At 64.4% G+C, this 13,223-nt stretch carries 12 protein-coding genes; 6 read left to right on the plus strand and 6 right to left on the minus strand.

The window, feature by feature from the left end; translation table 11 throughout:
• The first annotated feature begins 237 nt into the window (after positions 1-237).
• Positions 238-366: a hypothetical protein gene (locus MJ956_RS18830; RefSeq protein ID WP_256477896.1), complete on the plus strand. Its 129-nt coding sequence runs from the start codon at positions 238-240 to the stop codon at positions 364-366.
• 137 nt (positions 367-503) lie between these two features.
• On the opposite strand, the gene gyrA is transcribed toward MJ956_RS18830, so the two are convergent.
• Complete coding sequence (gyrA, locus tag MJ956_RS14475) at positions 504-3,239, minus strand: DNA gyrase subunit A (protein WP_423724884.1); 2,736 nt, start codon at positions 3,237-3,239, stop codon at positions 504-506.
• Between the two features lie 336 nt (positions 3,240-3,575).
• On the opposite strand from gyrA, the gene MJ956_RS14480 reads away from it, so the two are divergent.
• The gene (locus tag MJ956_RS14480) at positions 3,576-4,223 is read left to right on the plus strand and encodes a MarC family protein (RefSeq protein WP_253965151.1); all 648 of its coding nucleotides are present in this window, start codon (positions 3,576-3,578) and stop codon (positions 4,221-4,223) included.
• Positions 4,224-4,250: 27 nt separating this feature from the next.
• On the opposite strand, the gene MJ956_RS14485 is transcribed toward MJ956_RS14480, so the two are convergent.
• Both MJ956_RS14485 and MJ956_RS14490 read right to left on the minus strand, forming a co-directional pair.
• Entirely contained in the window at positions 4,251-4,631 is a 381-nt protein-coding gene (locus MJ956_RS14485) for a hypothetical protein (protein ID WP_253965152.1), read from the minus strand.
• A gap of 17 nt (positions 4,632-4,648) precedes the next feature.
• On the minus strand, positions 4,649-5,155 hold the full coding sequence (locus MJ956_RS14490) for a single-stranded DNA-binding protein (protein ID WP_256477898.1): 507 nt from the start codon (positions 5,153-5,155) through the stop codon (positions 4,649-4,651).
• Between the two features lie 279 nt (positions 5,156-5,434).
• Here MJ956_RS14490 and uvrA point away from each other — a divergent pair, with 279 nt between their 5' ends.
• Complete coding sequence (uvrA, locus tag MJ956_RS14495; protein WP_253965153.1) at positions 5,435-8,317, plus strand: excinuclease ABC subunit UvrA; 2,883 nt, start codon at positions 5,435-5,437, stop codon at positions 8,315-8,317.
• Positions 8,318-8,385: 68 nt separating this feature from the next.
• Here the strand turns inward: uvrA and MJ956_RS14500 are convergent, their stop codons facing one another.
• On the minus strand, positions 8,386-8,772 hold the full coding sequence (locus tag MJ956_RS14500; RefSeq protein WP_253965154.1) for a type II toxin-antitoxin system VapC family toxin: 387 nt from the start codon (positions 8,770-8,772) through the stop codon (positions 8,386-8,388).
• The gene (locus MJ956_RS14505; protein ID WP_253965155.1) at positions 8,769-9,029 is read right to left on the minus strand and encodes a type II toxin-antitoxin system Phd/YefM family antitoxin; all 261 of its coding nucleotides are present in this window, start codon (positions 9,027-9,029) and stop codon (positions 8,769-8,771) included. Before MJ956_RS14505 ends, MJ956_RS14500 begins: the two co-directional genes overlap by 4 nt.
• Positions 9,030-9,077: 48 nt before the next feature.
• Between MJ956_RS14505 and MJ956_RS14510 the strand changes: the two genes are divergently transcribed.
• On the plus strand, positions 9,078-9,887 hold the full coding sequence (locus tag MJ956_RS14510; protein ID WP_253965156.1) for a DUF72 domain-containing protein: 810 nt from the start codon (positions 9,078-9,080) through the stop codon (positions 9,885-9,887).
• A gap of 36 nt (positions 9,888-9,923) precedes the next feature.
• Here the strand turns inward: MJ956_RS14510 and MJ956_RS14515 are convergent, their stop codons facing one another.
• Positions 9,924-11,468 carry an NAD(P)H-hydrate dehydratase gene (locus MJ956_RS14515; protein ID WP_253965157.1) on the minus strand — a complete coding sequence of 515 codons (1,545 nt, stop codon included), beginning with the start codon at positions 11,466-11,468 and terminating at the stop codon, positions 9,924-9,926.
• Positions 11,469-11,758: 290 nt separating this feature from the next.
• Between MJ956_RS14515 and MJ956_RS14520 the strand changes: the two genes are divergently transcribed.
• Positions 11,759-12,097 (plus strand): P-II family nitrogen regulator, encoded by a 339-nt coding sequence (locus MJ956_RS14520; protein ID WP_024350649.1) that lies wholly within the window; start codon positions 11,759-11,761, stop codon positions 12,095-12,097.
• Between the two features lie 51 nt (positions 12,098-12,148).
• A partial coding sequence (gene glnA / locus MJ956_RS14525; protein WP_253965158.1) for a type I glutamate--ammonia ligase occupies positions 12,149-13,223 on the plus strand: 1,075 nt, incomplete at its 3' end.

Raw genomic sequence — 13,223 nt, forward strand, 5'->3', positions numbered from 1 at the left:
CGCAGAATGTCGAGGTGACCGTTGGTGATCGGGTCGAAGGACCCAGGATAAAACGCGCGTTTCATGGCCTCGATTACCCTGTCCTTGCCGAAGTGACAATTCGCGAGCCGCCGGCCAGAAGCGCCGTGCGGATGAACGGTTTGTGAACCACAGGCTATGCCGTCGTTCAGCTTGCGGCGTCTATATGGAACGAAATCCCCGCTCGCGGGTTTTTAAGGCGAACAACGGAGTATTGACATGCTGGTTTTCGCGCTTGCCCTCGCCATGGTCGTGACCCTGCTTTCGGCAACGGCCATCACGCTTCATAACGAGGCGCAGAATGCGCGCGTCAAGGCGACTGCCCGCCGCACCCGCTTCATGCGATAGGCTTCGCCGACCGAGAGAGCGGGCCGCGCGGATACTCGCCGCGGCTCTGACATCGTGAACCCACATCAGGTGCCGTCCGGAATTGCTCCGGACGGCTTTTTTGTTTGTCTCGTGCTCGCACGCCGAACCAGAGGACGTCAGGAGGTCTCGCCTTCGGGACCGTCCGCGCCCCCGATATCGTCGTCCGGCCGTAGCGCTTCCGTCTCGTCCGCCTCGTCGGCGCCTTGATCGGGAATACGCTCCACCGAAACGACACGTTCGTTTTCGGCCGTCCGGAAAATGGTGACGCCACGCGTCGCCCGGCCGGCGATACGGATGCCCTCGACCGGGACACGAATCAGTTGACCCCGGTCGGTGACGAGCAGGATCTGGTCCCCGTCCTCGACAGGGAAGCCAGCGACAAGATTGCCGATCTCGCTCGCCTTCGACAGATCGGTGGCGCGGATTCCCTTGCCGCCGCGCCCGATGGTGCGGAAGTCGTAGGAGGAGGAGCGCTTGCCGTAGCCGAACTCGCTCAGCGTCAGCACGAATTCCTCGTTGGCGCTGAGGAACCCATAGCGCTCCTGATCGATGGCAACGTCCTCGACGCCCTCCTCCTCGACCACGGTCTCGGCGGCGGCTTCGCCCTCGACGGCGCGGCGCATTTTCAGATAGGAGGCCCGCTCGGCCGGCGTGGCATCGACGTGGCGCAGGATCGCCATCGAGATGACGGTGTCGCCCTTGGCGAGCGCGATACCGCGAACGCCGACCGAATTGCGGCCGGCGAAGACGCGCACGTCCGTCGTCGGGAAGCGAATGCATTGGCCGGAGGCCGCCGTCAGCAGCACGTCGTCGTCTTTCGAACAGGTGGCGACCGCCAGGATCTCATCGCCCTCCTCGTCCAGCTTCATCGCGATCTTGCCGTTGCGATTGACCTGCACGAAGTCGGACAGCTTGTTGCGGCGAACCGTGCCCTTGGTGGTGGCGAACATCACGTTGAGCTCGGCGGCCGCCTCCGGATCGCTCGGCAGCGGCAGGATCGAGGTGATCCGCTCGCCCTTTTCCAGCGGCAGCATGTTGATCAGCGCCTTGCCCCGCGACTGCGGGCTCGCCAGCGGCAGCCGCCAGACCTTTTCCTTGTAGACGATGCCGCGCGAGGAGAAGAACAAGACCGGCGTGTGAGTGTTGGCGACGAACAGCCGGGTGACGAAATCCTCGTCGTTCTTCAGCGACATGCCGGATCGGCCCTTGCCGCCGCGCCGCTGCGATCGATAGGTGGTGAGCGGGACGCGCTTGATATAGCCGCCATGACTGACGGTGACGACCATGTCCTCGCGCGGAATCAGATCCTCGTCATCCATGTCCGCTGCGCCTTCGGACAACTCCGTGCGGCGCGGCGTCGCGAACTCGTCGCGCACGGCGATGAGCTCGGCCTTGATGATCTCGCGGACCTTGGCCCGCGAGGAGAGGATTTCGAGATACTCCTTGATCTCCTCGCCGATCTTGTTGAGCTCGTCGCCGATCTCGTCCCGGCCGAGCGCGGTCAGGCGCTGGAGGCGCAGATCGAGGATCGCCCGCGCCTGGGCTTCCGACAGGCGATAGGTGCCGTCCTCGGCGATGCGGTGGCGCGGATCGTCGATCAGCCGGATCAGCGGCGCGACGTCCTTGGCTTCCCATGCGCGGGCCATCAGCTGTTCGCGCGCGGTCGCCGGGTCCGGCGCGGCGCGGATCAGCTTGATGATTTCATCGATATTGGCGACGGCAATGGCCAGGCCTACCAGAACATGCGCCCGCTCGCGCGCCTTGCGCAGCAGGAACTTGGTGCGCCGGTTCACCACTTCCTCGCGGAAGGCGATGAAGGCCGACAGCATGTCGATCAGCGTCAGTTGCTCCGGCTTGCCGCCGTTCAGCGCGACCATATTGGCGCCGAAGGAGGTCTGGAGCGGCGTGAAGCGGTAGAGCTGGTTGAGAATGACGTCGGAGGACGCGTCGCGCTTCAGTTCGACCACCACGCGGTAGCCGTCGCGGTCGCTCTCGTCGCGGATGTCCGAAATACCCTCGATCCGCTTGTCGCGAACCAGATCGGCCATCTTCTCGATCATCGAGGCCTTGTTCACCTGATAGGGAACCTCGGTGATCACGATCGCCTCGCGGTCGCCGCGTATCGGCTCGACGTGCGCCTTGCCGCGCATCAGGATCGAGCCGCGGCCGGTGGAATAGGCGGACAGGATGCCGGCGCGGCCGAGAACGATCGCACCGGTCGGAAAATCCGGACCGGGAATGAATTCCATCAATTCTTCCAGCGCGATTGCCGGATTATCGATCATCGCCACGCAGCCGTCGACGATCTCGCCAAGATTGTGCGGCGGAATGTTCGTCGCCATGCCGACGGCGATGCCGCCGGAACCGTTGACGAGAAGATTCGGAAAACGCGCCGGAAGGACGACAGGTTCGCGCTCGCGGCCGTCGTAATTGTCCTGAAAGTCGACCGTTTCCTTGTCGATGTCCTCGAGCAGTGCCTCGGACACCTTGTAGAGCCGGGTCTCGGTATAGCGCATGGCCGCCGGCGGATCGCCGTCGATCGAGCCGAAATTGCCCTGCCCCTCGATCAGCGGCACGCGCAAGGACCAGTCCTGCGCCATTCGCACGAGGGCATCGTAGATCGAGGAATCGCCGTGCGGATGGTATTTGCCCATCACCTCGCCGACCACACCGGCGGATTTGCGATAGGGCTTGTTGAAGGTCAGCCCCATCCCGTGCATGGCGTAGAGGATGCGCCGATGCACCGGCTTCAGGCCGTCGCGCACGTCCGGCAACGCGCGGCTGACGATCACGCTCATGGCGTAATCGAGATAGCTGCGCTGCATCTCCTCGATGATCGAAATGGAGTCGATACCGCTGGGGCGTTCCGGCGGCGTCGTGTTGTCGTCGTCTTCGGCCAAAATCATGTCCCGATGGGCTGGAAATTCATCGCTTGGCTATAGCGCGAATGGCGCGTCAGGGGCAATTCCCGCAGCCATCGAGACGGGCGAATTTCGCCAATTTCTTCAATTGCTTGCGCGAGGGGCAAAAGAAACTTCCAAGCCCCTCCGGCGCAGCCGCCGAAAACCGGCGCGAATTGACCAGAATCAGTCCGTCGCGTCGTTCGCCCGACGCACGGGGCGAACTTCGCGGTTGACGACCGGCCGCCACCTGCTACCCAGAATGCCGGGTCACCGAACGGCTGGATTATGTTCGATCTTCTTCTCAGCGGCTTTGTCACGCTCTTCGTCATCCTCGACCCGCTCGGGCTGGTGCCGCTGTTCCTGGCCGTGACGCCGGGCGTGGGGGCCGCCGAACGACGCCGCATCGCGCTGCGGGCCTGTCTCATCGCCTTCGTGATCCTGACCCTGTTCGGGCTTGCCGGTCTTATGCTGCTCGAAGGTCTCGGCATCACGCTCGGGGCCTTCCGCGTGGCGGGGGGCCTGTTCCTGTTCTGGATCGGCTTCGAACTGGTCTTCGAAAAGCGCAAGGAACGCCACGAGCGCAGCGCTACCCGTGCGGTGGACGATCCGGACGTGGCCGACGTCGCCGCCTTTCCGCTGGCGATCCCGCTGATGGCGGGACCGGGGGCGATCTCCGCCGTGATCCTCTTGTCCGGCTCGGTTCCGAGCCTGGCTGGCCAGATCGGCCTGGTGGTCGTCGTCTTTGCCGCTCTTGCCGTGACCTTCGCCTTCCTGGCGGTGGCCGATCATTTCGACCGCTGGCTTGGCGCCACCGGCCGCGCCGTGATTTCCCGGCTTCTGGGCGTGCTTCTGGCGGCCTTGGCGGTGCAGTTCGTCGCGGATGGGATCGCGGCCCTGGTTCAATCCAGCCAGAGCATCGCCACCGCCGCCTGACGCGCGGATCCGCAGGCGTCCATAGCCTTAGCGTCCGGGGATCACCACGCTCTTGCCCAACCCATCGCCATGAACGTTGTCGTGACCGCGTACGACGACCTCCCCGACCCCGTCGGGGAGCGCGACTCCCGACTGGCTTCGGGTGAAAGGTTGTTCATTCATGTGGGGATGGAGCAGCGTGCGTGTCCCGTAGACCGTCCCGTCCGCTCCCAACACGTCCCAGCGGTCGGCATAATGGTCCCAGCCGTCGTCGGCGTGGCGAAGCGTCACCGCAAAACCGAAGGCACCGCCGTGTTCAGGCGTGACGCGGACCGCTTCCACGGTCACCTCGCCGGCCGTCGCAACACCGAGCGCGGCGACGGCGCCGCCAGCCAGACAGGCGAGGCCAAGCGGGCCGAAGGTTCGCATCGGCCCGCTTCTCCGCGTCAGAACGGGATCTCGTCGTCGAGATCGCGCGACGATCCGCCGCCACCGCCGCTCTGGTCATAATTGCCGCCGCCGGCCCTCCCGCCGCCACCGGAGCCGCCGCGCGCGCCGCCGCTCTGGTCATAATTGCCGCCGCCGCCCCCGCCGCCTTCGCCGCGACTGTCGAGCATTTGCAGTTCGCCCCGGAAGCGTTGCAGCACGACTTCCGTCGTATAGCGCTTCTGGCCGGACTGGTCCTCCCAGTTCCGGGTCTGGAGCTGGCCCTCGATATAGACCTTCGATCCCTTCTTCAGATATTGCTCGGCGACCTTCACGAGGGTCTCGTTGAAGATGACGACATTGTGCCACTCGGTCCGTTCGCGGCGTTCGCCCGACTGGCGATCACGCCAGCTTTCCGAGGTGGCGATCCGCAGATTGACCACCGCGTCGCCGGAGTTCAGGCGGCGGATCTCCGGATCGGCTCCCAGATTCCCGACCAGGATCACCTTGTTCACGCTGCCTGCCATTATCGAACTCCATGCATTAAAAACCGCGCGATCCTACAGAACCGGGCCTTGAGACGAAAGGACGCGGATGCGTTCGTCCACCGCTGAAAATCTTTCTTCGTCACCTTTGGCGATTTCCACCAGCGGAAGAAAGACCCGACTTGGCGACACCGGTCGAATTCGATAGGAACAAAAAAAGAACATTATTGGAATCGAGTCAAGGACGGACCGCCTTGGAAGAGTCGCCTGGACGCCTTAAGTAGGCTCCGTCTCCCAACCACAAGGACCGCCGGACGCGTCATGGCCGAACTGAAGACGATCTCCATTCGCGGCGCGCGCGAGCACAATCTCAAGAACGTCGATCTTGATCTGCCGCGCGACACCTTGATCGTCATGACCGGCCTGTCGGGCTCGGGCAAGTCGTCGCTGGCATTCGACACGATCTATGCCGAAGGGCAGCGACGCTATGTCGAGAGCCTGTCGGCCTATGCTCGGCAGTTCCTGGAGATGATGCAAAAGCCGGACGTCGACCAGATCGACGGGCTGTCGCCGGCGATTTCGATCGAACAGAAGACGACCTCGAAGAACCCGCGTTCGACGGTCGGTACCGTCACCGAAATCTATGACTATCTGCGGCTCCTGTTCGCGCGCGTCGGTGTGCCCTATTCGCCCGCCACCGGCCTGCCGATCGAGAGCCAGACCGTCAGCCAGATGGTCGATCGCGTCCTGGAGCTCGACGAGGGTACCCGGCTGTATCTGCTTGCGCCGGTCGTGCGCGGCCGCAAGGGCGAATACCGCAAGGAACTGGCGGAACTTCAAAAAAAGGGCTTTCAACGCGTCCGCATCGATGGCGAATTTTACGACATCGCCGATGCGCCGGCCCTCGACAAGAAATACAAGCATGACATCGACGTGGTGGTCGACCGCCTCGTCGTGCGGGGCGACATATCCGCGCGGTTGGCCGATTCGCTGGAGACCGCGCTGGGCCTCGCCGAAGGGCTGGCGGTCGCCGAATTCGCCGACGGCGTCGATGAGAATGGCAAGCCGCTGCAATTGGTGTTTTCGGAAAAATTCGCCTGCCCGGTGTCGGGTTTCACGATCCCGGAGATCGAGCCGCGGCTGTTTTCGTTCAACAATCCGTTCGGCGCCTGCCCGCGCTGCGACGGGCTCGGCTCGCAGCGCGCCGTCGATGCCAAGCTGATCGTCCCGAACGAGGCGGTGACGCTGAAAGGCGGTGCGATCGCGCCCTGGGCGAAATCGACCTCGCCCTATTACGCGCAGACTCTCGACGCACTCGGCCGGACCTACGGCTTCAAGCAGACCGACAAATGGTCGGAACTGTCGGAAGAGGCACAGGACGCGATCCTGAACGGCACCGGCAAGACCAAGGTCGAATTCCGCTACAATGACGGGATGCGATCGTACAAGACGACCAAGAGCTTCGAGGGCATCGTACCCAATCTCGCGCGCCGCTGGAAAGAAACCGATTCGGCCTGGATGCGCGAGGAGATCGAGCGCTTCATGTCGGCGACCCCCTGTCCGGCCTGCGGCGGCCACCGGCTGAAGCCGGAGGCGCTGGCGGTCAAGATCGGCGGATGCCACATCGGCGAAGTAACCGAACTGTCGATCCGCGCGGCCGGCGACTGGTTCGAGGCGCTGCCGGCCAGGCTCAGCGACAAGCACAATCAGATCGCCGTACGGATCCTGAAGGAAATCCGCGAGCGGCTGCGCTTCCTCAACGATGTCGGTCTGGAATATCTGACCCTGTCGCGCTCCTCCGGCACCTTGTCCGGCGGCGAAAGCCAGCGCATCCGCCTCGCCTCGCAGATCGGCTCGGGGCTCACCGGCGTTCTCTATGTTCTGGACGAGCCGTCGATCGGTCTGCATCAGCGCGACAATGAGCGCCTGCTGGTGACGTTGAAGCATCTGCGCGATATCGGCAACACCGTCATCGTCGTCGAGCATGACGAGGACGCGATCCTGTCGGCCGACCATGTCGTCGACATCGGGCCGGCCGCAGGCATCCACGGCGGCGAGATCATTGCTTCGGGAACCCCGGCCGAGATCAAGGCGCATCCGAACTCGCTGACCGGACGCTATCTGTCCGGCGATCTCGGCGTTCCGGTGCCGGAAAGGCGCCGCAAGCCGGTCGAGGGCAAGCGGCTGAAGGTGGTCGGCGCGCGCGGCAACAATCTGAAGGACGTGACGGCGGAGATTCCGCTCGGCCTTTTCTCCTGCGTAACCGGTGTCTCCGGCGGCGGCAAGTCGACCTTCCTGATCGAGACACTGTTCAAGGCGGCGGCACGCCGTATCGCCAACGCCCGTGACGTGCCGGCCGAGCACGACCGGATCGAGGGGCTGGAACATCTCGACAAGGTCATCGACATCGACCAGTCGCCGATCGGCCGCACGCCCCGCTCGAACCCGGCGACCTATACCGGCGCGTTCACGCCGATCCGCGACTGGTTCGCCGGGCTTCCCGAGGCCAAAGCGCGCGGCTACCAGCCCGGCCGGTTCTCGTTCAACGTCAAGGGCGGGCGCTGCGAGGCCTGCCACGGCGACGGCGTCATCAAGATCGAGATGCACTTCCTGCCGGACGTCTACGTCACCTGCGACGTCTGCCACGGCAAGCGCTACAATCGCGAGACGCTGGAGGTCACCTTCAAGGAGAAGTCGATCGCCGACGTTCTCGACATGACGGTCGAGGAAGGCGTCGAGTTTTTCGCCGCCGTGCCGGCGGTGCGCGACAAGCTCGCCACGCTGAACGAGGTCGGGCTCGGCTACATCAAGGTCGGCCAGCAGGCGACGACGCTGTCGGGCGGCGAGGCGCAGCGGGTCAAGCTCGCCAAGGAGCTGTCGCGCAAGGCGACCGGCCGCACGCTCTATATTCTGGATGAGCCAACGACGGGACTGCATTTCCACGATGTCGCGAAGCTTTTGACGGTGCTGCACGACCTTGTCGACCGCAGCAATACGGTCGTCGTCATCGAGCACAATCTCGAAGTCATCAAGACGGCCGACTGGGTGGTGGACATCGGCCCGGAGGGCGGCGGCGGCGGCGGCGAGGTCGTCGCGTCGGGCACGCCGGAAGACATCGTCAAGGCCGAGCGCTCCTATACCGGGCAGTTCCTTAAGGGGCTGCTCGAACGGCGTCCGCATGTGAGCAGCGTTGCGGCGGAGTAAGGAAAGGAGTGAGGCGCGAGGAGCTATCGGCCCTGTATGGGAACGCTTGAGGCGTCACTGAACGCCCGCTACCAGACCGTCTTCGTTCCGAAATCGGCGAAGCGCGGATCATTCGTGGCAAGCGCCAGATCTTCGATCTCGGCCTGAGCCGCGAGAATGCGGTCGAACGGGTCGCGATGCGCGCCGCTCATCAGTCCGGCGCGCGCGGCGTGCCGCGCGGCGATCGGGATGATCGGGAGCTCCTCGGCGCGCATCACTTCTTCAAAGGCGGTCGCCATCGGCCCGACGTCCGGCCACTTTCCGAGTCGGAACTTCGTCGTCGCCTCAAGGGCCGAGACGGCGCTGACGAAGACCGCGTTGTCGGTGTCTTTCAGCAGATTTCGGATTGTTGCGGACAGCCGAGGGTGATCCAACAGCCACCATGCCAAGGTGTGTGTATCGAGAAGCAATCTCATCTGTCCGGATCAAACGAATGTTCGCCTTCCCATGCCTGCAATTCGTCTTCCGGCAGGGGATCGAAGAAACCGCCCGAGACCGCGAACATGCCTTTCAGCGCCCCTGGAACACGGTCCTTCCTACGCGATCCGCCGACGGGAACGAGCCTGACCGCGGGCTTGTCGCGACGCGCGATGACGATCTCCTCGCCGGCTTCGGCGCGGGCCATGAGTTTCGAAAGTTCGGTCTTGGCCTGATGAACCGTGAAAGTCGCCATGAATTTTCATATAGCTAATTGCTTAGCTAACAACAAGCGGAGTGCCTCATGACCCGAGCAGCGGCCATCCGCGCCGGCATCGGCGGCTGGACCTTCGAACCGTGGGAAGGCTCGTTCTATCCTGATGGTCTGCCGAAAAAGCGGCAGCTCGAATACGCCGCCTCGAAGCTGACGACGATCGAGGTCAACGGCACCTTCTATCGCTCGCAGAAGCCAGAGACCTTCGCCAAATGGGCGAGCGAAACGCCGGACGGTTTCGTCTTTTCGCTCAAGGCGCCCCGCTATGCGGTCAATCGCAAGGTGCTGGCGGAGGGCGGCGAATCCATCGACCGCTTCGTGCGCTCGGGCATCGTCGAACTGGGCGACAAGCTCGGGCCGATCCTGTGGCAGCTCGCGGCGACCAAGCGCTTCGATCCGGACGATTTCGGCGCGTTCCTTCAATTGTTGCCGAAGGAGATCGACGGCGTCCGGCTGCGTCACGCGGTCGAACTGCGGCACGAAAGCTTCGTCAATCCGGAAGCCGTTGCCTTGTGCCGTGATGCCGGCGCCGCCATCGTGTATGCGGAAAGCGCCGACTACGCCGAAATCGCCGACGTGACATCGGATTTCGTCTATGCGCGGCTGCAAAAGGGCAATGCCGACATCGAAACCGGCTATCCGTCCGAGGCGCTCGACCGCTGGGCCGAGCGCGCGCGGCTCTGGGCGGCGGGCGGCGAACCGGACGATCTGCCACGCGCCGATCCGGCAACAAGTGCCCCGAAGACGCCGCGCGACGTGTTCGTCTACTTCATCCGCGAGGGCAAGGTGCGTGCGCCGCATGCGGCGATGGCGCTGATGAACCGGCTCGGCGACCGCTGAGCAAGCTGTGCCGCCCCTTTGACCCGAGCGGGTGGATCAGGCGCGCGGATTGGAAGCAAGGGCATCCAGCTCCCGGTGAACCTTCGGCAGCATGGCCGGCAGGTCCTCCGAAATCAGCCCCGGCCCGAACAGTTCCGCAGCCCGCCCATGCATCCAGACCGCCGCGCAGGCTGCCTCGAAACTCGGGGTGCCTTGCGCGAGCTCTGCCGCGACGAGCCCGGCGAGGACGTCGCCCGTCCCCGCCGTCGCCAGCCAGGGCGTTCCGATCGCGTTGATCGCGGCCCGCCCGTCCGGCGCGGCGATGACCGTGTCGCGCCCTTTCAGGACAACGACCGCGCCGGCACGTTCGGCTGCCGCCCGCGCCCGCTCGAGCTTTGACCCCTGTCGATCCGCAATGTCGGGAAACAGCCGCTTGAACTCGCCGTCATGGGGTGTCAGTACGAGGGCCGGCTTGCCGTGTGGCGAGGCCCCCTTCCCCGCCCCTCTGGCAGCCGCAAAGAGCGCGTCCGGCGCGCCGGCGAGAGAGGTAATGCCGTCGGCGTCGAGCACCAGAGACCTGCCGGCCGCCAGCACCGTTGCGGCAAAATTCCGCGCCCGCTCGCCGACCCCGAAGCCCGGCCCGAGCACGAAGGCGTTGAACCGCGCATCCGTCAGATGCTCGCCAAGCGCCGCTTCGTCGTCGCAACGCTTCAGCATGATGGCGGTGAGATGCGCGGCATTGGCCATCAGCGCGGAGCCCGGTGAAAAGACCGTGACCAGTCCGGCACCGCCGCGCAGCGCCGCCGCCGCGGCCAGTCGCGCCGCGCCGGTTCGCGTCGCGCTGCCGGAAAAGACGACGGCATGGCCCCGGTCGTATTTATGACCGGCATCGGACGGACGCTTGAGCGCGCCTATCCACAGTTCCGGCTCGTTGGCGAAGATCATCAAAGCAATGGCGTCGAGAACCGTCGCCGGGATGCCGATATCGGCGACGATGGTGGGTCCGCAAAGGCTCCGGCCGGGCTCCAGCAGATGGCCGGGCTTGCGCCGGAAGAACGTCACCGTCAGGTCGGCTGAAACCGCTTCGCCGAGGCGCTCGCCGGTGGCGCCCGAAACGCCGGATGGAAGATCGATGGCCACGACCGGTGCCGGCGCCGCGTTCAGCTTGCGGATTGCCTCCGCCGCTGCACCCTCGATCGCCCGTGACAGGCCGGCGCCGAACAGGCCGTCGATCACCAGATCGAATGCCGCGGGATCGAAGCTGTCGACTGGATGCGCGGTTCCACCGAAAGCCGTTGCAGCGATGGCCGCGTCTCCGCGCAGCTTCGTCGGGGGGACGAGGCCGAATATCTCCACCCGGCGCCCCGCTTCGCGCAGCAGCCGCGCCGCCGCATAGGCGTCGCCGCCATTGTTGCCGGGTCCGGCCAGGAGCGCGATCCATTCGGCTTGCGGATAGCCGGAATGCACGGCGGCAGCGACCGCCTCCGCCGCCCGCTCCATCAGCACGATGCCGGGCGTTCCGGCTGCGATGGTCCGGCGGTCCGCCTCGGCCATCTCATCGGGCGTCAGCAGTGCGGTGCCGCGTGCATCTTGAAAGACCATTGTCCTGCCTATTCCTTCATCATTGTGACAGCCTATTGGGCATTCCAGGTGACAGAAGCGCCGGCCTCGTGTAGCCGAGAGGATGATCGCAAGCATCCGCCTTCGGTTCCACCGATGCGTTTGCTCGGTCTTCCAGCGCCCACACCGGGCCGATTGCGGTCGCGGAAGAGCGCTTGGGAAACTATTTCGAACCGGTCACGGTTCTGAGCCGCCTTTGGCACGTCTCCTGCTTTCGGCAGAGATGACGGGCCGGCGGCCCGTGACGAGGGCAACGTCGAAAAGGACGATCGATGAAGAAGGTCGAGGCTATCATCAAGCCTTTCAAGCTGGATGAGGTGAAGGAAGCGCTCCAGGAGGTCGGACTTCAGGGTATCACCGTTACCGAGGCCAAGGGTTTCGGACGCCAGAAGGGCCACACGGAGCTTTATCGCGGCGCCGAATATGTCGTCGACTTCCTTCCGAAGGTGAAGGTCGAGATCGTACTCGCCGACGAGACCGTCGCGGCCGCGGTCGAAGCCATCCGCAAGGCCGCGCAGACGGGACGCATCGGCGACGGCAAGATTTTCGTCTCCAACATCGAGGAAGCGATCCGCATCCGCACCGGCGAAGCCGGCACCGACGCGATCTGACGGTCGCCCTCTCATCAGCAATCTCATCGTTCAGTAACAGGAAGAACCACCATGACGAGTGCCAACGACATCCTGAAGCAGGTCAAGGACAACGACGTGAAATTCGTCGATCTGCGCTTCACCGACCCGAAGGGCAAGACCCAGCATGTGACGATGGATGTGACCCTCGTCGACGAGGACCTGTTCTCCGAAGGCACGATGTTCGACGGCTCGTCGATCGCCGGCTGGAAGGCGATCAACGAATCCGACATGGTACTGATGCCGGATCCGGAAACGGCCTATATGGATCCGTTCTTTGCCCAATCGACCATGGCGATCGTCTGCGACATCCTCGACCCTGTATCCGGCGAAGCCTACAACCGCGACCCTCGCTCCACGGCGAAGAAGGCGGAAGCCTACCTCACCCAGTCGGGCACCGGCGACACGGCGTTCTTCGGCCCCGAGGCCGAGTTCTTCATCTTCGACGACGTGCGCTACAAGGCCGACCCCTATAACACAGGCTTCAAGCTCGATTCCACGGAATTGCCTTCGAATGACGACGCCGATTACGAGACCGGCAATCTCGGGCACCGTCCGCGCGTCAAGGGCGGTTACTTCCCCGTGCCGCCGGTGGATTCCTGCCAGGATATCCGCTCCGAGATGCTGACCGTGATGGCCGAGATGGGCGTTTCGGTCGAAAAGCATCACCACGAAGTAGCAGCCGCCCAGCACGAGCTCGGCATCAAGTTCGACACGCTCACCCGCAACGCCGACAAGATGCAGATCTACAAATACGTCATTCACCAGGTGGCGAACGCCTACGGCAAGACGGCCACCTTCATGCCGAAGCCGGTCTTCGGCGACAACGGCTCGGGCATGCACGTTCACCAGTCGATCTGGAAAGGCGGCAAGCCGACCTTCGCCGGCAACGAATATGCCGGTCTGTCGGAAAGCGCGCTGTTCTACATCGGCGGCATCATCAAGCACGCCAAGGCGCTCAACGCCTTCACCAACCCGTCGACGAACTCGTTCAAACGGCTCGTGCCGGGCTACGAGGCGCCGGTGCTGCTGGCTTATTCGGCGCGCAACCGTTCGGCTTCGTGCCGCATCCCGTTCGGCCAGTCGCCGAAGGCCAAGCGCGTCGAGG

Origin of the sequence: Aurantimonas marianensis, from assembly GCF_024195285.1 — a bacterium.
Classification (GTDB): domain Bacteria; phylum Pseudomonadota; class Alphaproteobacteria; order Rhizobiales; family Rhizobiaceae; genus Aurantimonas; species Aurantimonas marianensis.